The organism is Microvirga sp. HBU67558 (genome assembly GCF_018069605.1).
Taxonomy (GTDB): Bacteria; Pseudomonadota; Alphaproteobacteria; order Rhizobiales; family Beijerinckiaceae; genus Microvirga; species Microvirga terrae.
Genome location: NZ_JAGPUP010000518.1, coordinates 1 through 21,096 on the forward strand (window position 1 = coordinate 1; position 21,096 = coordinate 21,096).

The following is a 21,096-nucleotide window of genomic DNA, read 5'->3' on the forward strand; positions in this document are numbered from 1 at the left end:
CGCCGTGAAAGCTCTCGCTGCTCTTCTGGTTAACGCGTCCGCGTGAAAGACGCCCTCAAACGATCCTTTTCTCGTGATCGCAAAATATGTACAAAGAGCCGAAATCTCATCAGAAATTGACACATGACTCCCTCCCCCACTCGGCAACGCTTGATCGGTTACGCCCGCGTCTCAACCGAGGAGCAGGCAACGGACGCTCAGCTCGACGAGCTCAAGGCTGCCGGCTGCGCGGTCATCCATCAGGAGCACGGGTCCGGCGCCTCCCGAACTCGGCCGGTTCTCTCGCGGCTCATCCGCGAGATTTCGAAAGATGAGGTCCTCGTGGTAGTTCGGCTCGATCGTTTGGCCCGGTCGGTCAGCCATCTGCTCGAAGTGATCGAGACGCTTGAGGAGAAAGGTGCCCACTTCAAATCCCTCAGGGATCCAATCGACACGTCGACCCCGCAAGGCATGTTCTCTCTGCAGGTCCTGGGCGCCGTCGCTCAGCTGGAGCGATCGCTCATCTCGGAGCGCACGAAGGCCGGCATGAAGGCGGCAGTGGCTAAGGGGAAGAGGCCGGGGAACCCAGGGTTGCGTGAGGGACGGCCGGAGGCAATCCGCAAGACCACCCTCGCCCGCGACCGCGTCTATCTGGGCGACCTTTTGACGGCAGCCGGTTCCTTGCTTCCCGTTGTCCGCCAGATGCGGCCAGACCACAGCTGGCGAGATGTCGTGCAGGTGCTGAATGCACGAGGCCAGCGGTGGACGGATCAAAGCCTCCGAAGGGCAGTCAAGCGATTGGTCACCGAGCGGATGGCTGAGCCGGAATTGTTACAGAAAGCCGGAAGGCGGCCGCCGGACGACCGAATCATGACTCTCATTGCTGGCATCGCGATCTCTAACCCGAACCTCACCCTGCGTGAGATCGGCGCTCAGCTCGAAGGAATGCGGGAGCGGACGCCACGCGGCGGGAGAGAATGGAAGGCCAGCTCGGTCAAATTCCAACTCGACCGGGCCCGCAAAATGGGCCTCGCGGTCCCTGAAATCCAGTGATCGCGATGCTGTCACCAGATTTTGTGTTCGAAGTGCGACACTTGGATAGCTTGTGCCACCCTTGGTAGATCATGATGACCTGCCAGCAGGTCGTGGACAGGTCGCCGGTAGGTTAACTTGAGCTCCGAGCCTCGAATTCCATAGCCGCGACGGCGCTTCCGCCGGAGCCATCTCATTAGAGCTTCGAGCGCCCTGCCCTGCCCCTCGTGGACTTCCACAGTTTGGCGGCGATGCTTCCCAACATCGCCCTACACGGTGACCCATGCCGCTTAAGGAGGCTACCTGCTCCCATTCACTCACCATGTCTCGCCCGGGTCCTCAAACTCCATCAGCTCGCCGCCAATCCGAACGAGGGCATCATCAAGAGGCGACCTGCCTCTACCGGCGCCTTTTGGCCGGAGCCCCCTCCCCTGCCCTCGGACGAGCCGGCGCTTCACGAGCCGCGTAGCCTCTACCGCGAGATAGGCCAGTTCCTGATCCGGCATGCCATCCAAGAGTTCGTCAATCTCGGGCCTGGTTGCCTTCGCGCCGAGCGTGCCCAACGACACTCGCTCCGGCGCAGGGGTCTCCTCACGCACTGGCCTCGCCGGGGAGGTCCGGTGGACCGGTTTGGCAGGTGGCGGAGGTGCTCCGAACAGGTCCCCTTGTCGCTCATCGCGAACCGGGTTTCGCGCCATTCCGCCTCCAGTCCGTTTCCCTCTCGTTAACCATAGTGGCCGCCTCGCCTTCGTCCTTCAACCAAAACGGTGACGGTCCTGATGGTTGCGCGAGAGAATGGCCCCTCCCCTTACAGAGGGCTGCTCTGTTCAACGGAAGGTGCCGGACGGTCAGCCTCATGATGATCCGACCAGTCATCCGCCAAGGCATCGGACGTCGTCCCGGTCCCATGAGCAGGCAGTCGCATAAGGAGGCTGCACAGGCGCGCCAGTGTCGAGCGCAGATCATGGCGGTGGACTACCATGTCGACCATGCCGTGTTCCTTCAGGAACTCGGCCCTCTGGAATCCGTCAGGCAAGTGCTCGCGGATCGTCTGCTCGATCACCCGAGGACCGGCGAAACCGATCAGGGCTCCTGGCTCGGCCATATGGACATCGCCCAGCATCGCATAAGACGCCGTCACACCGCCCGTGGTTGGGTTGGTGAGAACGACGATATAGGGTAGCTTTCCCTCGCGCAGCCGCTGGATCAGAACCGTGGTGCGCGCCATCTGCATGAGGGACAGCATGCCCTCCTGCATCCGGGCTCCACCCGAGGCGGTGAACACCACATAGGGAGTGCCTCGCTCTATCGCCGTTTCCGCACACCGGATGAACACCTCCCCGGCAGCCACCCCGAGCGAGCCGCCGATGAAGTCAGGGTCATGGGCTGCCACTGTCATCGGCAGGCCTTCGACGGTTCCTGTGCCGACTTTGATCGCGTCGGCTAACCCGGTTTTCGTCCGGGCCTCCTTCAGGCGGTCGGTGTAGCGCTTGGTGTCCCGGAACTTCAGCGGATCGGATTCTCCCTCCGGGACTGGCACATCCGTCCACTGGCCCCCATCGAAGGTCAGCGCTAGGCGCTGGATCGCCGACAGGCGCATATGGTGGCCAGAGCCTGGGATCACCCACTGGTTGGCCTCAACGTCCTTTTGGAACACCACCTGCCCGGAATCTGGGCACCTGATCCAAAGGCTGTCAGTGTCAGGCGCATCCCGCTTGAACAGGGTTTTGATCTTTGGCGCGACATCGGTAATCCAGCTCATGCGGCGTTCCTTCCGTATCTGCCGGCGCGGCACAGACCATGGGAATGCAGCAGGAGTGCGACGCCGAACTGGTCGACCCCTCTCTGAGTGCTCAGTCACAGTTCACTAGCCAGAGGGGTTCTGCCATAGCCCGGCTAGGGCAGATCCAAAGACGGCACTGCAAAATGAGGGACAAAGAGCGTTGGCGGGCCCGCGATACAGCTCAATCGGGCAAGAGAACTCGACGCCTAAGCGGCCGTTCTTCCGATTGCGGCGGCTGATCATAATGCTGCGGTGCTGACCGACGCCGATGTTGCCACCCTGAAGCATCTTGCCGGTACCAGGATGGGCGTCAACACGCTGCGCGCCCTCGCCTCTGATCTCGCCAATCTCGAGGCTTTGTGCCGCGCCGCAACCGGAGGCCCACTCCTATGGCCGGCTGATCCCGAGCTCGTCCCGAAGTTCGTTGCCACCATATGTGGGCCCTGGGTCAGAGCGCCATCGATGCGGCTCATGGCATGCTTGACGACTTTACCGAAGGCCACTGGGATTGGAAGATCCTCAAGGTCAAAGGGCCCCATGCTCCCAAGACGGTCTCCCGGCGGCTCTTCAACTGGTCGACCCAGCACCAGTGGAAAGGCGTTGAACCGCCGTTCGAGCAGCCTGGCATCAGGAAGGCTCTCTACTCGGCTATGAAGACCTCAGCTTGAGATCCTCAGAGCAAGAGCCGTAAGCCCGTCACCCGCGATATCCTCGACCAACCCTTGGCCACCTGTAGCGGTTCCAAAGCTGTTGACCTCCGCGATCAGGCCATCCTCCTGATTGAGGCCAGCGGGCGGCGGCGCAGTGAGGTAGCGACCGTGAGGCACTCCCAGGTCGGCGTGGCCGATCCCATAAAGCTGCGGCCGGCGGACCCCGCATCGCCAACGGCGCGCTGTGTTCGCATTGCTCTCGGCCGGCCGAAAACCACTACGGCAGGGCAGGGTGCCTTCGTGTTCGCTGCGGGCCGTGCGGCTATTGCCCTTCACGAATGGATGCAGGCCGCCAACATCACCTCCGGGCCGATCTTCAGGGAGGTTCGCAAGGACGGCTCCATCGGAGCCAACTCACGGACTCCGCAGTCGGTCAACCTCATTCTCAGGAAGCGCTGCCGGATGGCGGGGGTGGAGCTGGCGGATTTCAGCGCCCACGGACTGCGGTCCGGCTTCATGACTCGAGCCGGACGCGACGGGATCCCGCTGGTCGACGCGATGCGTCAATCAGCACATAGATCGGTCCAACAGGCCTCCGGATACGACAAGCAGGAGCACACTCAGAGCAGGGAAGTCCGAATAGACATCTAGGCACGATTCTGCTTGCTCTCGGCCACTGTGATGAGGGAACTAAGACCTTGCTGCTCCTGCGCTCTCCAGCCCCGAGTTGAACATGTTCAACTGGGTTCAAGATGAAGTCGCAGGACCAGCCTTAGTCCTAGTGTGACGAGGGCAGCCTGAGCACGTAGCTTCCCTGCAACCAAGCTGGTTCCGAGTTGAACATGTTCAACCTCCGCTGAGATGCCACTCGCTTTGGCAGATCAACTTCTGGGGTGGACATGCTCAACCACAGCCTGACGATCAAAGTTGATAGGTGAGGGGAGTTCATAAACCAAGAAAGACAGTTGGACTAAGGTCACGCAATTCCAACCCTGATCACCCTGCGCATCATGTAACTTTATTTCGCTATCGTGAGTTGAACATGTTCAACTTCCATCGCCTGAACGGTCCCTGCATAGGCCGCTTACAGCCCGGATGCATGCGACGAGAACTCGAACTTCGTTCGATTTCCCGAGCCAAATCGCTCGATCTATTAACTCGCGATTAACGAATTTACGGCTGTATGAGCATCAGCGCTAATTCTCGGGTTTGAGCCCGATCAGCGTTAACATCTTCGGAAAGGCTCAGCCGATGCAAGCCCAGCACGCACAGTCCCCAAGCGAGGCGAATGACTTGCGCCTACTGATCGAACGGGATGCACAGGAAATCTCCGCCAAATTGAAAGCTCACCAAGAGCGCATCTTTCCCCCGACAGCACAAAAACGTCTGCGTCGTTTTACGTCAGCTGAAGCCGCCAAGTTTATCGGTATCCACGAAGGATACATTCGCCAACTCGCTACTACAGGCAAAGCCCCACTTCCGGAGCCAGCGCCAAATGGGAGACGGACCTTCTCCGTAGAGGAGATGAATGCACTGCGCGGCTTCCTTGACGAGGGCACGAAGGGCTCTCGGACCTACATCCCGCGACGAAAGGACGGTGAGAAGCTCCAGATCATTTCCGTAATGAATTTCAAAGGTGGAAGCGCGAAGACCACTACAGCTACCCACTTAGCCCAGTACCTCGCCCTTAGAGGGTACAGGGTCCTTGCAGTGGATCTCGATGGTCAGGCGAGCATGTCGGCAATGCTGGGGCACCAGCCTGAATTCGATGTTGGTGAAAACGAGACGATCTACGGTGCAATCCGCTACGATGACCAACGAGTGGACATTACCGAAGTCATCCGCGCCTCGTACTTGCCTGGACTTCACATCATTCCGGGCCAACTTGAGGTGACCGAATTTGAGCATGACACGCCAAAAGTCCTTGCTGATAAAACTCAGGCAGGATCGCTCTTCTTCTCTCGCATTGGCCAAGCATTGGCGCCTATCGCTGATGAGTACGACGTCGTGATCTTTGACTGCCCGCCTCAGCTGGGATTTCTCACACTTTCAGCTCTCTGCGCAGCGACTTCCGTTCTCATCACTGTCCATCCTCAAATGATGGACGTCATGTCCATGTCGCAGTTCCTTCGAATGACTGCCGATCTCCTTGGTGTCGTATCAGACGCCGGCGGCTCAACAAACTATGACTGGATGGGCTACTTGGTCACGCGCTTTGAACCCGGTGATGGCCCCCAAAATCAGATGGTTGGGTTCATGCGATCGATGTTCGGAACGCGGGTGCTCAACAATCCAATGCTCAAGAGCACTGCCATCTCCGACGCGGGTCTTACTAAGCAGACCCTTTATGAAATTGAACGCTCGCAATTTACCAAAGGTACATACGACAGGGCTCTCGAGTCCCTGACGGCAGTGAACAGCGAGATCGAAGATCTGATCCGCAAGGCATGGGGGAGGGTGTGATGTCGCGTAAGAACCTGTTCGGAGATCTTGCAGTACCGATCCCGCAGGCTGGGGGCGAACCTCCGGCCGCGATGGCGCCTGAGAGACCCTTCGCTGGGAAAGAACGTAAGCCGCCGCGGATGGCTAGCGCACTCGGTGCAATCACCGAGTCGCTAGGAGCCATCACTGAAAAGGCCCAAAAAGCTGAGGAGATGGAAAGGCGCCTCGCAGAGGGATTGACAATCGTCGAGCTCGAACCTGCCGACGTTGATGTATCCTTCGTCCGCGACAGGATGATTTATACCGAAGAGGATCATGCAAAGCTCGTTGAGGCTATAAAAAGCAACGGGCAACAGGTTCCTATCCTTGTGCGCCCACATCCGAAAGAGCAGGGACGTTATCAGGTCGCATACGGTCACCGACGCCTCCGGGCTGTCACTGAACTTGGCATCAAAGTTCGCGCCGTAATCAGACCTTTGACCGACGAGCAGTTAGTGGTTGCTCAGGGGCAGGAGAACAATGAACGCACAAACCTGACGTTCATTGAGAAGGCTCGCTTTGCCCTTCGACTTGAAGACGCAGGCTTCTCCCGAGAAGTTATTCAACAGGCGCTGTGCGTCGACAAGACCTATCTTTCCAGGCTGATCAACTCTATCAAGAATGTCCCAACGGATATCATTGACGCAATTGGATATGCACCTTCGATAGGCCAACGGCGTTGGCAAGAGTTCAGTGAAAAACTGACTGCCCAAAAGGTGGCCGGACTTCGGCAGGTTCTCCAATCTCCAGAAGCCCAAAATGCGATCAGCGACAAGAGATTTGAAATTGCCCTGAAGGTTCTTCTGACTGAACGCCCAGTTTCGCCTCAGACAGAACAATGGGTTTCAGCAGATGGAATCCGTCTGGCCAAATACAGCCAGGCGGACAAGAAGTTTTCGCTCGTCATCGATGAGAAGGCAGTTCCTCAATTCGGACAGTTTCTGATTGGGAGGATGCAAAGCCTCTACGAGGAGTTCGTCGGAAGCCAGTCTAAATGAACTTCCATCTCTAACTCTTCCGAGGATGTCCTCGTAGCTGTCCCGGCAATCCACTCCCAACCGGGACAACTAACAGGCGGTTGTGCGCCATGTAGACAATAAAGTCAGCGGAAGAGGGGAGGGGAGAGCGTAGGTTAGAGCGTTGCCTATCTCTGATGTTGGTCTTGTACAGAGACGGACGTCGTACTCAATTGATCGTTTGAAGACGATTTCCAAGATATTTTGTTAATCAGCGGGGGAGGGGAAGGCTTCCCCTGGGCGGGAGAAAATGCTTTCAAAACAAGGGCTTTAGCGGATCAGTCGATGACGAAAGGTCGATACAAGCCTCTGTGATCAGATCCCAAACGAAGCCGCTGACGATGTCGTCCCACTCAACAGGTCGCATCCTAAGGAAAGGCAGTAGTCAATTCCAGTTTAGCTTCCTTTGCTGTCACCTCTCCTTATTATATCAACGGTTTAGATCTCGGAACGAAGCGTAGCTTTCTGGGTAAGCGGGTCAGTTGGAGGCAAGCCTCAGGTTACTAGGGCCACGAGGATGACGAGGGGCGGAATTCGCGGCTGAGCCCGTTCAGTCCGAGCCGACCCCGAGATAAGTGAAGAACGACAGCCCGAGCATCACATCACGCCCCAGGCGGGCCAGCAAAGCGTCGAGTTCTTTGTAGCCTGTGTTAGCCAAAGATTGGGTTGAACCGTCGCCCCGTCCGCTCAGTCGATCAACCGACTATCCTGAGCTGCCGGCAAGCCACTTGTTGCCGCAATTCCCTGCAAATGGCAGTCTCGTCCCGTTACATACGCCATAAGTGCCCGTTCCACCCAATAACCGAAAGCCGCCTGTGATCTCCATGCTCAGATGGTCACATCTGCCTGTTTTGGCTCTCATAGCTGCTGCCCTGAGCGGGCAGGTCGCGGAGGCTGCGCCCGGATATCCGAAGCACGAAACTCCCATCCCGCCGGCAACGATGGCCCTGATGAAAGGGAACAACACCGCTCCCGCGGAACCGATGCTGATCCGCATCTACAAGAAGGAGGCGGAGCTCGAAGTCTGGAAGCGCAGCACAAGCGGGCGCTATATTCGCCTCAAGACATTTCCCATCTGCCGCTGGTCAGGCCAACTCGGTCTCAAGCAGAAAGAGGGCGACCGGCAGACTCCGGAAGGCTTCTATGCCGTCACCGCAGCCCAGATGAACCCGAAGTCCAAGCACTACCTGTCCTTCGACACCGGATTTCCCAATGCCTACGATCGGGCGCATGGGGCCACTGGATCCGCCCTGATGGTTCACGGAACCTGCTCGTCCGCCGGCTGCTATGCCATGACGGACGCGGGAATGGCGGAGATATACGCCCTTATGCGGGAGGCGTTCAGAGGTGGCCAGAAGGCTGTCCAGTTGCAAGCCTATCCGTTTCGCATGACGGCGGAGAACCTCGTTCAGCATCGCCTGGATCCGAACATCACGTTCTGGCGCCAGCTCAAGGAGGGCTCCGACCGCTTCGAGGCCACTCGGGAAGAACTCGCCGTGGGTGTCACGGCGGGGCGATACACCTTCCGGCCGACCAAAAGCCTGGACACGGAAGCAGAGGTATTGGCCTACCGGGCCATGGAAGACGACCATGTGACGGTGTTGCTGGAGGAGGGCAGGGCGGCCATCCGGACCACCTATGCCGATGGCGGGCAGCATCCGTCCTTCACGGCCCTGTGGCGCCGCGGCGTCTCCTTGGGTGAGGTCAGCCGTCCAGAGGCTCTGGCCTATGCCGGCCTCGAGCGTGTGATTGCGCCCGCGCCGGCGCCACGACCGGCGTGTTCCGGACCAGGTGCCTGCACACCATCATCCGCTGACGCAAAGGCGGTCTCTTCCCCAGCCATGGGAGAACGGCTCGTCGCCATCGCGCCGCGGGACGGCCCGTCCACGTGGCTGACGGAACTGCCGTCGCTGTTGACGTCCGCCGCAGTCGATGGCGCCGCAACGAGTTTCACCCATGACCATCCGATGATCCTGGGAGCGCAGAAGATCGTGCCCGCGCGTTTGGAAAAGCACACCTGATGGGAACACGGCTTGGCGGGCCTGAGCGATCTGAAGGCTGTCATCGCCTTGGCCGGGCCTCGAGTGCTACCTAGCGGACGGAGGCCCAACGAATGGGCTTGTAGTTCTTGCCCTTGAGCTTGGCTTGCCCCCAGATGGATTCGAGGTAGCCAGCATCCCCGAGGATGATGCCGTCCAGTTTGGCCGCCCGGTTGATGTCGACGCTGTCCTGCTTGCCCTTGAGCCGTTGCGTGTCCCTCGTGGACATCCGGGTGACGAAGGTCACGACGAGGCCGGGAGAGCCCTCTACCTCGTAGGCGTTGAACAGGCGCAGACCATCCGGCTTCTCGTCCATGAGCCGTTCGACGAAGGCGAAGCCATTGTTCTGCGCATGCATCCGGATGTCCGCGAGGGTGGTCTCGCCATAGCGGAAGCCAGGAAAGTCAGCGGGCTTGCCATCAGGCCGACCGCCCCAGGTCTTTTCGGCATAGGCGATCCGGCCATTCGCTGGATCCGTCGCGAGCGCGAGCTTGTTCCCGTCAGACAGTCTCCACCTGACCTCCTCGTGGGGCCCTGCGGCAACTCTGGAGGCTGGCTTGCCCGCGATCCGCGATGCTGTGGTGATTTCCTCCCCAATGCGGATGCCGTTCAGGCTCTGAGCCTGCGTTTCGGCCGTCAGGACAAGAAAGCCAAAGGCGGGGAGCGCATGCCGCGCGACAATGGAGGGGAAGTTTCTCATGGCGGTTATCGGCAAAGGAGGCCGACAACCTACCTTTGACAGGACTTTCGTCAACCAGACTTAGCCATTCCTTGGGCATTCGCGGATCCATGGTTGCAGAAGGATCACAGCTTCTGGCTGCCCGTCGGCGCTGGAGAGCGCTCTTCACTGCCGTGGCGTTTCTCCGGCACGGGACGATCCCCGGCCCGATGCACGACGAACCTGACAAGGGACTGGTAGATTCTAATCTCAATCGCGAAGAAGCTGTTTCCACGCCCGGATCTGCCGATCAGAGCAGAAGCGCGGCGGATCTCCGAAGAGACGCCAATACCCGATGCCGGTCTTGGGATTGAGCATCCAATACCCGACAGACTGTGGGATCGCAGGTGGGGCCTCGTCCTCGATCATCCAGAGGATCACAGGCACGCCGTCCCGCGGCGCTATGCTGATTGAGGACCAGCCCTCCCTGAGCGGCTCCATCGACATCGTCGGTTGGGTCTCCAGCGTGACTGCGGCCTTTGTCTGCCGCCTATGGATCTCACCTGCGGGTGGCTGAATGCGTGTTTCTTCCCGCAACGTCATGTCGGGATCAAAGACAGTCAGACGGAGCTCGACCGGTTCGAGAACCAAGCTGTGGCCATCCTGGCGCTCGGTCTGACACAGACCGGCGTGAGCTATGCGATCGTGATGCAAGTGTTGCTCTAAGACGTCCGCCGTGAGCGTTTCATCCACGGTCTTCGCAGAAATTCACGGTCCGAATGCAGCGAAGGCCTCGAGGGGCAACCTGAGGCCGTGCCTGTGCGGGAGCGATGGGCTGCATCGATAGCCCGAGCGCCTGGGCTCGACCATCACAGGGCCTAATTTTGTGCTTGGTGCCGAGCAGCGTTAACGGCCATCCCCCGATGGCTGTATGGCTTGCTTCAACGAGGCATATCAGAAATCCGCAGCGCATGTTGCACGCCCAGGGGGCTGCACCGCTTATCGGCGATCCTCGTGTGTCGCCAACTCGTCCAAGTGCTGGGCCGCCTCGAACAGGTGAAACTTGGCTTCGAGGAGCGAGACCTGCTCGGCAAGGGTGCGGATCGTCTCCGCCTGCTGGCGATACTCGGCCGCCTTGTCGGGGCGGAACTCATTCATGTCTCATGTCTCCGCTGGCGTTTCTCGCCGACCAACGGTCAAAATGGACCATGGTTCGCCGTTCCCTAGGACGGGGCGAGAGTTCTCGGCTTCGATTTTCTTGCCGGCTTCTTCACATGCGTTGAGGCAGAGCCATGATGACAGGTCCATGCTGATAGGTGGAACAGGGTCGCTTTTACCGTGGGTTCCTCAAGCCGCCCTGGTCACATACCCGCCTGAACCGCGCACCTGCCGCGGATCGGGCTGAAAGAGAGGCCGAAATCGACATTCCGCCTGGGCTGCGACCGCCTCTCAGGTCTTCCCGTTCAGAGGCACAAATCCCGGCTTCACAACGTGAACCGTCTGACCGGATCATTCCGGAACACCGTCAGTGACGTGTGACCTGCGGGTCACCACGGGCCCGTCGCCTTGCGACCGGGCCCGTTCCGTTTGATCCCGGGGAGACCTTGGATTCTCCCTTTCCCTTCATTGCACTTTCGTTCTAAGGCAGAATTTCCTCATCCCGTGTAGACGCGATGCATGCCTGGCCGAAGCTCCATCCCCAGCCCCTTCCGCTCCAATCCCATCCCCGCCGACCTCGTCCGGCTGCTCTATACGGCCCTGCCACAGGTCGCCTCGGTGACCACGGGCGTCGTCGTCGGCGCCTGGCTCATGGCCTGGCGCACCGGATCCGAGTGGGACTGGCTGCTGGCTTGGCTGGCGATCGGCATGGCGGCGGTCCGGCTGGGACTGCTCGCGGCCTTCTATCGGACCGGAGCCGACAAGGATCTCTCGCCCGCAGCCGCGAGGGGATGGGAGTTCGCCTACGGAGCAGGCTCGCTCCTGATGGCCGCCGTCATTGCGGGCATGTCCCTCCGGGCCCTGTCGGGAACCGATGCCGGTGTCCAGTTGCTTTGCCTCGGCCTCACGATGGCGACCTGCGCCGGGCAGTCGTCGACGCGGGTTGCCTGGCGGGCCTGGATCCCGATCAGCACCGGCAGCGTCGTCCTGGCCGCCTTCGCCGGCGGCTGCCTGCTGCACGCCGACGCAAGCTATAGAATCGTCGGGGGTTTGCTCCTGCTGTACGGGTACAGCCACATCGAGGCCTGCCGGCACGGCGCCCGGAACCTCGTGGCCCTGCATCGCGCCCAGCGCAGTCTCGCCCACCGCGCCGCGCATGATGACCTCACGGGACTGCCGAACCGGGCCGTTTTCCGCAAGTGCCTGATGGAGGCTTCCGAGAAGTTCGAGCGCGACGGGCAGAAATACGCGGTTCTCGCCCTGGATCTCGACGGGTTCAAGCACGTGAACGATGCCCATGGCCATGCCACGGGTGACGATCTCCTTCGACAGTTCGCCGATCGGATGCGGCACGCGCTTCGCGAGGGCAATGTGGTGGCCAGGCTCGGCGGTGACGAGTTCGCGGTTCTGCAACGGCCCGTCGCGGAGCCGGATGCTGCCGTGAGGTTGGCCGAGTGTCTCATTGCCGAGATCAGTCGTCCCTATGGTATCGAAGGACGGACCATCGCCATCAACGTCTCCGTCGGCATTGCGATGGCGCCCGAGTGCGGGGACGGGGAGGCTCTCCTGCGCGCTGCGGACGCAGCAAGCTACGAGGCTAAGCGCGCCGGCAAGGGGCTTTACCGCCTCGCCAGTCCTGGCCGGCATTGGCCGATTACGGCATAGCGAAGGCCGCCATGGCTATCCCGGACAAGGGCCTTCGTCGGCTCATGACGCGGTGAGCGGACCTTCATTTCAATTGTTGTTCGTTACTCTTTTGACCCATTGCACACATTCATAATGTTTGATCGTTGGTCAAGTGGCCGCAAAGCGAAATCATTGAAGTGTCGTCCTGCGGTGTACCTCAGTTGCGTCTCGATCAACTTACTTGCTTACGGGCCGACCTGATGACGACCGGGCTGTTCTCGTCTTCAACTTGCCCAGAATGGACTTGATGTGCTCCTTGACGGCAGCCTCGTCGATCTTCAACAGATCCGCAACGGCAGACGCGTTTTGGCCGGTCGCTAGATGCGTTATGATCTCAGTTTCCCTCAGCGACATGCCTGAGGAGGCAGGGCGTCGGTCCTCGTTCGCTGCCTTCGGATGGAAGAACCGAGATGGACTGTACACGGCTTCGATGATGCTGCCGGATGGTTCCCTCCGGCGCCGAATGATCTTTGCGGTCATCGCGGCTGCCCCCTGCAACGGATTAACCCTGTAGCCTGTTTAGCGGATCGGGCGGGGAAATACTTTGCAGTTTGCCTCAAGCTTTGCGCCGTTTATCTCACGCGCGGGATCAAAGGAGGTAGAGCCCATCAGACCTGAAGATATTGGATCCACTCGGCCAAGATTGGCTGGCCAGATCCATTCGAGCCAGGCTGAAGATGTTTGATTGTCCGATGAGCCAGGGCGCCCTCGGCTCGGGCTTCCCGGGGCGACATATCGAACATTCCGCGGAACGTCCGGCTGAAGGCGGTTTCATTGTTGAAGCCCCACGAGTAGGCGATATCCGCAATGGAGCGATGAGCATGGGCTGATGACGTGATCTCGCTGAAGCAGCGGAGCATCCGTCGTGCCCGGATGAACGCCGCTAATCCACCCAATGGCTCGAACATTCGGCCGAGCGTGGCCCTTGACAGTCGGAACTCGCGGCCGATGCCGTCCACCGTCAGCAATGGATCTGCCAGATTGTTGTCGATATAGCGCTTGATCGTCAGGATCAGTGCAGCGCGTTTGGCGATCGTTGTTGTCTCATGAGCGTCGGCCGCAGGGCCGAAACAGGCAGCGACAAGGCTAGCGGTCGCGTTAGAGATACGAGCCCCATCTTCTGAACTGAGAGAGCCTGCCGTCTGATAGACGGTGCTCAGATAGGTGGCGAGCAGGTGGCCGAGAGAGGACTGACCTGAGAGCACAAGGCCATGGAGTCCATCAGGATTCCTCACCAGAGGCTCCAATACCGATCGCGGAACCACGAGACTGAGGTTCTGAAAGGTCTCCGCCCGGGTATGCAGCGTCCGGGACAGATCAAGGATGCTGAGGTCGCCAGGACGGACATGGACCGTTCGGCCCTCTGCATCTCCCGCGTAGCCGCCGACAGGATAAAGCTGCACGAGGTAATGATCGACACCGCTGCGCGCAATCGTCACCGGTGAGCGGCGGAACTCTTGTCCACTCGCTGCCACGCTTCCGAGAAGCAACGGACCAAAGTGGTAACTGTCGATTTTGACCTGGAACGATGCGACGGCTCGGGTATCTGCGACCTCTACGTCAAACAGGGGCGAGACAATGTTGCGCCATATCCAGTATGCCTCCTCCGGCGCGGATACCAGGGATCCCTTGAAAGAAAAGGACGGCAGACTTGGCATAGATCTGAAGGTGCCCCAGAGCTCGTTATAATTCAGATAAGAGCCTGGGAGAAGACTAACAGAACAAGATTGAAAGGCGAGGCTTTGTCAAGGTTAAGATGAACATCTTGTTACTTCGCCGTCTAACCTTTGTGTTCCCTCGGAGACGTGTGGGGGCCCGGAGCTGCCACTAACCGTTTGTTCTTCCCTTGCTTCGCTTTGCCAGATTAAGAAACGTTAACCCGAGACAGATCCGCGAAGTGACCCAGCCTTCGCTGTGCGCAAGCCTTTGTTCGCGGTAGGTTTGACATGCTGTGGTTGGGCCGATGCAGGAGAAACGCCCTCACCGAGGGGTTCTTGCGGACCTCCGGCTGAGAGCGCCTGAGGCCCCAGCCGAGGGAGTCGTGGACCTCAGCCAGGGCGCTGGCGAGGGTAGGGGCCCCGCCTTGATCGGGCTGATACGCGACGCGCCCGGTGCCGGCATCCTGAAACGGACAAGGTTAAATTTCGGTAGCAGCAGGTGCATTCCAGACCGGCGCTTATGCTAAATTGCGCGGCCCCGCTTGGACTTCTGAGCCACCAGGGCGCATAGTGCCGCCATCACAGCCGATCCGAACCCGTAGGCGCCGGTGGCTGAAAGACATGCGCTCCCGCCTGCATGGTCGAGGAGGGTCGCCATGAACGACCTCCAACGAGAACGCGAAGACCTCGTCACCGCAGATCGGCATCTTGCGGCAGGCGAGCAGCGCATCGCCGAGCAACTCGCCCTGATCCAGAGAATGACCCGGGACGGCCACGACACCGCTCTGGCCCGGGATCTGCTGCGCCTGCTCGACGAGACCATGGTGGCCTGGCAGGAACACCGCCAACTCATCCTGGACACGATCGCCCGACATGAGCGGGCTCTCGCCCCTGCGCCTCAGCCGCATCCTGGGCCAGGAGCCTCCTGACCTCGGCTATCTCTCCGGCTGGATGCGGCAGCAGCGGATCGAGCTCCTGCCCGATCCGCTCCATCTCATCGATTTGACGCCGCACCTGTTGCCGGAACTGCACGTGGGCTTTTCGAAGCCGGGCGGTTTCCGCCAGGACAGCCTCGGCGCGCTTGAACAGAGTGTCATTCTCCATTCGCATGGCAGCTGCCCCGTCACTTCGAGCCCCAACGCCTCCTGTGCTGCGGGTCTACCGGAGGGTCGAGCAGCTTGCTCACCCCCGAGCATACGTCGCAAAGGGATAACATAGGTCAACGACAGCCATTCACCTGCCTGAAAGGATGGCTTGGCCATCACCTATGGCCACGGCGCAGGTGTGAGCCTCGGTCCTGCTCCCGCAGGCACAGGAGAGATGGCGATGATGCCCGCCCATTTAGCAACCGACCACCATCCGCTCATCCGCAGGCTGGAGAGCATCTTTTCGCCCAAGGACGACGAGCGGTAGGCGCTGCTTGACCTGCCCATGGAGGTGGCTGTCCTCAAGGAGGATCAGGACATCGTGCGCGAGGGTGACCACCTCTCCCGATCTTTCACGATCCTGAGCGGCTTCACCGGCACCTACAAGACGACCGGAGACGGCAAGCGCCAGATCGTCGTCTTCTGGCATGAGGCAGACGAAAGCTGAACTTCCGTTGCTCATATGGTAAGCTGACCTTCACAAGGCCACGCTCAACGGCTCAGATTGACCGATGCTGTTGAAAAACTCGGCAACTGCCGTTTTTCGCGTGGTCAGCATACAGGATGCTGGGCCTGATCTGGCACGCTGATGCTAGTAATAGATGGACGAGGAAGGCCCCGGGAGTTTTTCAACAGCATCGACCCGCTCCGGACCTTCGCAAACAGCGGGAGCGCAGCGGACGGGCTCCTGCGGGAATCGAGAGCACATGATGTGAAAGCGCTGGGACGCTCGCTGGTTTTGCGGGCGTCCCAGAACTGATTGCAGGCAATGAGCAGGCTGTTGGGCTCCCGGCTTTACACGCCGATCTTGCCGCCACCCTGCCTGGTGATCGCCACGATGGCGGGCCGCGGCGGCATGCCGGCCTTGAAATCCGGCCAGCGGGTCGACGGATCATCAAAGGTCGACGCCCGGCCAAATGCCGGCCAGTCCTGGCCATCCTCGCCCGGATGCTGCACGGCCACGAACATCGTCTCGTCGTCCGGAGTGAAGATCGGACCACACATCTCCGCCCCGGTCGGGCAGCGGAAGAAGTGCCGGGACGTGCCACGCAACTCGCCCTCGGTTTCCATCGCCCAAACGCCATCAGAGCGTCCGGTGGTCACGCCCGAGTTGCCGTCGGTAGTGATCCAGAGCCGGCCCATGTTGTCGACCGCACAGTTGTCCGGCATGCCGAACCAGCCATCCTTCGTGGTGGCCGACGAGAAGGTGGCGCCCACCGCCGCCACCGACGGATCGCCGCAGCGCACCAGGATCTCCCACCGGAACTTCGTCCCGGCATGATCCAGATCGTCAGGGGTCATCTCGACGATGTGGCCGAACTTGTTCTCCGGACGTGGGTTGGCCGCGTTGACCTGATCGGTCTTACGCCGGTCGTTGTTGGTCAGCATCGCATAGACCTTGTTGGTCTTCGGATTGGCTTCCACATCCTCAGGCCGATCCATCTTGGTCGCCCCTAACAGGTCGGCTGCCCGCCGGGCTTCGATCACCACATCGGCCTGCGACCGGAACCCGTTTGCCTCGGTCAGCGGTCCCTGGCCGTGAACCAGCGGCAACCACTCGCCCGTGCCGTCCTCGTTGTACTTGCCAACGTAGAGCGTGCCCTCGGCGAGCAGGTCCATGTTCGCCTGCCGGTCGTTGGGATTCACCGTGTCGCGGGTAACGAACTTATAGATGTACTCGAAGCGCTCATCGTCGCCGGAGTAGACGACATACCGCCCGTCCTTGTTGGTGATGCCGGCAGCACCCTCGTGCTTGAACCGGCCCATGGCCGTGCGCTTCTTCGGGGTCGAGTTGGGATCGAACGGATCGATCTCGACGATCCAGCCGAAGCGATTGGCCTCGTTCGGCTCCTTGGCGAAGTCGAAGCGCTCATGCCACTTGCCCCAGGCATAGCGGTTGCCGGGCACGCCATAGCGCTTGTGATTGCGTGCTTCCGGATGATCGTCGGCGAGCTTGCCCCAGAAGTAGCCGTTGATGTTCTCCTCGCAGGTGACCCAGGTGCCCCACGGCGTCACGCCGCCAGCACAGTTGTTGAGCATGCCCAGCACCTGCTTTCCGGCAGGGTCCGCCTGCGTCTTCAGCCGGTCGTGCCCGGCAGCGGGGCCGGTGATCTCCATCGGCGTGTCGGCGGTAATGCGCCTGGCATATTTGGAGTTCGGAACGAAGCTCCACTTGTCGTTCTGGCGCTGGACCTCGATCACCGAGCCGCCATGGGCGGCCATCTCGATGTCAACGAGTTCCTTCGTCATGCCCTTGAAGTCGGCTTCCTTGGTGTCCTGCATGCCAAGGCCGGGGAACATCAGCTCCTCACTGGTGTACTCGTGATTGGCGACCAGGAGCCCGTGGTTGGAGCCGTCGATGGGGAAGTAGCCGAGGAAATCGTTGTTATAGCCGAACTGCCGGCGCTGCTTCTCGGCCGTCTGAGCCTGCGGATCGAACTCTGTCCCATCGGCGAAGATCGGATCACCCCAACGGATGAGAATGTCAGCGTCATAGCCCTCCGCGATGTGGTGCCTCTCGTCGATACCGGCTGTGACCTCCTTGAAGCTGAAGGTGGGGGTTGCGCCCTGGGCCTGCGCCTTTTCGGCGACGGCCAAGGCCAGGGGGCTGACGGTCGCCGAAATGGCGGTCGCCGCCAGGGCACCCTTGAGCAGATCACGCCGGCTGAACCGGGCGCCGATTACGTCCCCCAGAGTAGCATTCTCTGAGGGATTGCGGCCAATGTCCTCGGATTCCTCATAGGCTTTGGTAGCTGAAATCTGGCGTTCCATTGTTTCCTCTATGTTCTCCTGATCCTTTGGAGTGCACCCGCAGGATGGACGATCATAGTAAGGCGACAAAAGATCGGAGATCCACCCACTCTGTAGGCCGGCTGACCGCCACAAAAGAGGGATCCGGTGTGCTGAACATCTCAAGATGGCACGAGCCGGAAGAAACGCTTTGGTCCTCTCATGAGGTGGTGAACGGACCTCCATTTCATTTGCTGTTCGTTACTCTCTGACCCGTTCCAAACCATCCCGTGTTGGAGCATATGCCTGGACCGAGGGTGTAATGCCATTGGTGCTGAATTCCATAACAAACGGACAGTGAGCCTCCTTAAGTGCTCCCGAGCCTTCGGCAACAGAGTGTCTTGTCAGGGGTATTTGTCCGGGTGTTTGCAGGAACAGAGTGGGTAGCAGGAATCACGTGACGGTCGTCCTGAGTGTATCGGCCGAAAGTATGATTGTAGTAGTCGCAACTCAGCCATGAGGCGTGATCTCTGTTCAGTGGCTGCTTCGGTAGGCTCCTCTGTTGATTGCCAGATCGAATCCAGGGTCGGCAATCAAAGGAGGAAACCCACATGTCTCTCACCCGACGCAGTCTCGTCGGCGCACTCACGGCAGTCGCGCTTCTTACCGGAAGCATTGCGCATGCCGCCGACGGGGCCGCCAAGCGCATCATGGTCTATGGCGACTCCAATACTTGGGGCTATATCCCGGTCGAAAGCGGCTCTACTACTCGCTATCCCAAAGACGTGCGTTGGCCCGGCGTTCTCCAGGCAGCACTTGGATCAGGGTATGAGGTGATTGATGAGGGGCTGAGCGCTCGCACAACCGACATCCCCGATCCGACGCTACCTCATATCTCGGGCGCCGGTCTCGATGGATCCGCCTACTTGTCCTCTGCCCTTGCCACGCACCAGCCGCTTGATGTCGTTGTGATCATGCTTGGCACCAATGACGTGAAGAAGATGTTCGACCGTTCGCCATTCCGGATCGCACTTGGCATGGGTAAACTGATCGACATTGTGGCACAGACCAAGGGCGGCGTGGGAACATCGTATTCCGCTCCCAAGGTTCTGGTGCTTGCTCCACCCCCACTGGGGAAGCTGTTCCCTGAAGGGCGCGCCGAGAGGTTCGCTGGCGGCGTCGAGAAGACGAAAGCTCTTCCTGGTTATTATGAGGCGATTGCCAAAGCGGCAGGGGCCGAGTTCCTTGATGTCGGTCAACTGACAACGACTGACGGGATTGATGGTGTTCACCTCAGCCCTGAGGCTCACAAGGCCATCGGCGCCGGTGTTGCTGAAAAGGTCAAGGCAATCCTGCAATAAGATCTGTTCCTTGGAGGACGGTTCATCACGGTGTGAACTGGACCAAACTCCGGGCCGCTGGTGACAGCGGCCTTTTCTTTGGCCGATTGTTCACCCTCACGGGCACAGGGTAACCCCGCCGCTTGGCCCGTATAATGGCCGCCGCGGCCTCATTTCAGCTACAGCCTTCCACAAATTGGAATCCCGTGTGAAGGCGGAATGTCTTCTGCTGGCACACTTGAGACCTAAGCCGCAAGGCAGCAATTGTCGCCTAACCAGACATTCCGAAAGGGCGGAAATCTCACAGCCTGACCTAAAGACTTGTCCCGACGATGGCGTAGACGTTGCACACGGTCTGGTTATCCGCTAGCGTTCTCCCTTTCGACGTGCCCGTCGTGTTGGCTGTCCTGTAAGGGCGCGACCACAATTACCTCCCGCGTGCTCTCCACAATGACCTGCAATTCGTTCTGCTTCGGCTCGGTAGCGAGCTATGGACCGCAGCCGCGATCATCAGAGGTCATCCGTGCGACGTTCGGGCCGGTGCTCGGTCACGTTGCGGCCCGAGATCCGGGCACAGGACGAGCTTGCCGTCGAGGCCGCCCGCTTCGAGACGGCGGTGCGCCTCGGCGACCTCCTCGAACGAGATCCGCTCGGCAACACGCGGCCGGATCGCGCCTGTCGCCAACATGTTGAAGAGCCGCTCCAGGTCTTCCCGGAACCAAGCCGAATGGCGGGCCCGCATCAGGTTGATCGAGTATAGGCGCAGGCGCTTGCCGCGGGGCAACAAGCTCAGCACCTGCCGCCAGACGTACACGCGTACGAGCCACATCAGGAGGCTTAGGAGGCGACGCTCCGCCTGCACGTTCGCCGAGTAGCCGTAGGCGCAGAGCAGACCGCTGGGCCTGAGCGCCGCGAACGAGCGGCGATAATCGTCCTCACCGACACCGTCGAAGACGACATCGAACCCGCCCGGCAGGACGCGCGTGAAGTCTTCGCGCTGATAGTCGATCGGCGTAGCACCGAGGTCGCGGACAATCCCGGCGTGCTCGCCCCGTGCAGTGCCCCACAGCTCCAGCCCCGCCATCCGGCCGAGCGTCAGCAGCGCCTGGCCGACGGCGCCGGCAGCTCCCTGCACGAGCACGCGCTGACCGCGCTGCACCCGGGCTGTGCGATGCAGGAGCTGGTAGGCGGTGGTCCAACTCAGGATCAGCGTGGCCGCCTCCGCCGGATCGATGCCCGGCGGCACCCGGGTCAGGTCTTTGGCCCGGAGCGTGCGATAGGCGGCATTCGAGCCGACGACCGTCATGTCGGCCACGCGCTCGCCAAGCTGGAAGCCGGTCACGCCGTCGCCGAGCCGATCGATGTCCCCAACCATGTCATAGCCCAGCACGAACGGCGGCTGCAGACGCATCGTTTGTGCGTAGAGGTGGCGCCGGATCGTGACGTCGGTGTATTCGAGGCCCGAGGCGAGCACGCGCACCCGCACCTCGCCCGGACCGGCCGTCGGCAGGGGGGCGTCGACCACCTCCAATCCGTCGGGACCGCCGAAGCGCCCGACCTGAACAACCTGATTGCGCGGCTCCATCATGGGCGTTCTCCTTGCAATCTCGTGATCCAGTGCAAGGACGGAAAAGGCCTGAGCGGCTCCTGTGCCAAGGGTCTACCGCCATGCCGGATGGCGAGACATACAATGCGACATCCTACCCGGCCCGCCTGCCGCTCCGCCTTGATTTATCTCAAA

20 protein-coding genes are annotated in these 21,096 nt (G+C 60.5%); 11 read left to right on the plus strand and 9 right to left on the minus strand.

Features of this window, described 5'->3' with window-relative positions; translation table 11 throughout:
- Positions 1 to 123 precede the first annotated feature (123 nt).
- A complete protein-coding gene (locus KBI52_RS14965; protein ID WP_210808434.1) occupies positions 124 to 1,032 on the plus strand; it encodes a recombinase family protein in 909 nt (302 codons plus the stop codon).
- Between the two features lie 296 nt (positions 1,033 to 1,328).
- Here the strand turns inward: KBI52_RS14965 and KBI52_RS14970 are convergent, their stop codons facing one another.
- Both KBI52_RS14970 and accD read right to left on the minus strand, forming a co-directional pair.
- Positions 1,329 to 1,574, minus strand: a complete 246-nt coding sequence (locus KBI52_RS14970) for a hypothetical protein (protein ID WP_210808436.1) — start codon at positions 1,572 to 1,574, stop codon at positions 1,329 to 1,331.
- 245 nt (positions 1,575 to 1,819) lie between these two features.
- Positions 1,820 to 2,773 carry an acetyl-CoA carboxylase, carboxyltransferase subunit beta gene (accD, locus tag KBI52_RS14975; protein WP_210808438.1) on the minus strand — a complete coding sequence of 318 codons (954 nt, stop codon included), beginning with the start codon at positions 2,771 to 2,773 and terminating at the stop codon, positions 1,820 to 1,822.
- A 497-nt stretch (positions 2,774 to 3,270) separates the two neighbouring features.
- On the opposite strand from accD, the gene KBI52_RS34140 reads away from it, so the two are divergent.
- From KBI52_RS34140 to KBI52_RS14995, 5 genes are all read left to right on the plus strand, one after another.
- Complete coding sequence (locus KBI52_RS34140) at positions 3,271 to 3,462, plus strand: hypothetical protein (RefSeq protein WP_371823174.1); 192 nt, start codon at positions 3,271 to 3,273, stop codon at positions 3,460 to 3,462.
- A 54-nt stretch (positions 3,463 to 3,516) separates the two neighbouring features.
- Positions 3,517 to 4,095 carry a tyrosine-type recombinase/integrase gene (locus KBI52_RS34145; protein ID WP_371823175.1) on the plus strand — a complete coding sequence of 193 codons (579 nt, stop codon included), beginning with the start codon at positions 3,517 to 3,519 and terminating at the stop codon, positions 4,093 to 4,095.
- A gap of 600 nt (positions 4,096 to 4,695) precedes the next feature.
- Positions 4,696 to 5,907 (plus strand): plasmid partitioning protein RepA, encoded by a 1,212-nt coding sequence (gene repA / locus KBI52_RS14985; RefSeq protein ID WP_210808440.1) that lies wholly within the window; start codon positions 4,696 to 4,698, stop codon positions 5,905 to 5,907.
- Complete coding sequence (gene repB / locus KBI52_RS14990) at positions 5,907 to 6,923, plus strand: plasmid partitioning protein RepB (RefSeq protein WP_247654404.1); 1,017 nt, start codon at positions 5,907 to 5,909, stop codon at positions 6,921 to 6,923. Before repA ends, repB begins: the two co-directional genes overlap by 1 nt.
- An 842-nt stretch (positions 6,924 to 7,765) precedes the next feature.
- Complete coding sequence (locus KBI52_RS14995) at positions 7,766 to 8,962, plus strand: murein L,D-transpeptidase family protein (protein ID WP_247654405.1); 1,197 nt, start codon at positions 7,766 to 7,768, stop codon at positions 8,960 to 8,962.
- A gap of 70 nt (positions 8,963 to 9,032) precedes the next feature.
- On the opposite strand, the gene KBI52_RS15000 is transcribed toward KBI52_RS14995, so the two are convergent.
- From KBI52_RS15000 to KBI52_RS15010, 3 genes are all read right to left on the minus strand, one after another.
- Positions 9,033 to 9,680: a hypothetical protein gene (locus KBI52_RS15000; RefSeq protein ID WP_210808446.1), complete on the minus strand. Its 648-nt coding sequence runs from the start codon at positions 9,678 to 9,680 to the stop codon at positions 9,033 to 9,035.
- 228 nt (positions 9,681 to 9,908) lie between these two features.
- Complete coding sequence (locus KBI52_RS15005) at positions 9,909 to 10,289, minus strand: hypothetical protein (protein ID WP_210808448.1); 381 nt, start codon at positions 10,287 to 10,289, stop codon at positions 9,909 to 9,911.
- 348 nt (positions 10,290 to 10,637) lie between these two features.
- Positions 10,638 to 10,796, minus strand: coding sequence for a hypothetical protein (locus tag KBI52_RS15010; RefSeq protein ID WP_210808450.1), 159 nt, complete (start codon positions 10,794 to 10,796; stop codon positions 10,638 to 10,640).
- A 519-nt stretch (positions 10,797 to 11,315) separates the two neighbouring features.
- Here KBI52_RS15010 and KBI52_RS15015 point away from each other — a divergent pair.
- Positions 11,316 to 12,461, plus strand: a complete 1,146-nt coding sequence (locus tag KBI52_RS15015; protein ID WP_210808452.1) for a GGDEF domain-containing protein — start codon at positions 11,316 to 11,318, stop codon at positions 12,459 to 12,461.
- A 198-nt stretch (positions 12,462 to 12,659) separates the two neighbouring features.
- On the opposite strand, the gene KBI52_RS34150 is transcribed toward KBI52_RS15015, so the two are convergent.
- Together KBI52_RS34150 and KBI52_RS15025 are read right to left on the minus strand one after the other, a co-directional pair.
- A complete protein-coding gene (locus KBI52_RS34150) occupies positions 12,660 to 12,962 on the minus strand; it encodes a LuxR C-terminal-related transcriptional regulator (protein ID WP_210808454.1) in 303 nt (100 codons plus the stop codon).
- 128 nt (positions 12,963 to 13,090) lie between these two features.
- Complete coding sequence (locus KBI52_RS15025) at positions 13,091 to 14,140, minus strand: helix-turn-helix domain-containing protein (RefSeq protein ID WP_210808456.1); 1,050 nt, start codon at positions 14,138 to 14,140, stop codon at positions 13,091 to 13,093.
- 656 nt (positions 14,141 to 14,796) lie between these two features.
- Between KBI52_RS15025 and KBI52_RS15030 the strand changes: the two genes are divergently transcribed.
- From KBI52_RS15030 to KBI52_RS15040, 3 genes are all read left to right on the plus strand, one after another.
- A complete protein-coding gene (locus KBI52_RS15030) occupies positions 14,797 to 15,069 on the plus strand; it encodes a hypothetical protein (protein ID WP_210808458.1) in 273 nt (90 codons plus the stop codon).
- 325 nt (positions 15,070 to 15,394) lie between these two features.
- Positions 15,395 to 15,553: a hypothetical protein gene (locus KBI52_RS15035; RefSeq protein ID WP_210808460.1), complete on the plus strand. Its 159-nt coding sequence runs from the start codon at positions 15,395 to 15,397 to the stop codon at positions 15,551 to 15,553.
- A gap of 18 nt (positions 15,554 to 15,571) precedes the next feature.
- Positions 15,572 to 15,733 carry a hypothetical protein gene (locus KBI52_RS15040; RefSeq protein ID WP_210808462.1) on the plus strand — a complete coding sequence of 54 codons (162 nt, stop codon included), beginning with the start codon at positions 15,572 to 15,574 and terminating at the stop codon, positions 15,731 to 15,733.
- Between the two features lie 347 nt (positions 15,734 to 16,080).
- Here KBI52_RS15040 and KBI52_RS15045 read toward each other — a convergent pair whose 3' ends face one another.
- Positions 16,081 to 18,057, minus strand: coding sequence for a PhoX family phosphatase (locus tag KBI52_RS15045; protein WP_210808464.1), 1,977 nt, complete (start codon positions 18,055 to 18,057; stop codon positions 16,081 to 16,083).
- A gap of 569 nt (positions 18,058 to 18,626) precedes the next feature.
- On the opposite strand from KBI52_RS15045, the gene KBI52_RS15050 reads away from it, so the two are divergent.
- Positions 18,627 to 19,376: an SGNH/GDSL hydrolase family protein gene (locus tag KBI52_RS15050; protein ID WP_210808466.1), complete on the plus strand. Its 750-nt coding sequence runs from the start codon at positions 18,627 to 18,629 to the stop codon at positions 19,374 to 19,376.
- Positions 19,377 to 19,872: 496 nt separating this feature from the next.
- Here the strand turns inward: KBI52_RS15050 and KBI52_RS15055 are convergent, their stop codons facing one another.
- Positions 19,873 to 20,943 (minus strand): medium chain dehydrogenase/reductase family protein, encoded by a 1,071-nt coding sequence (locus tag KBI52_RS15055; protein WP_210808468.1) that lies wholly within the window; start codon positions 20,941 to 20,943, stop codon positions 19,873 to 19,875.
- Positions 20,944 to 21,096: the final 153 nt, after the last annotated feature.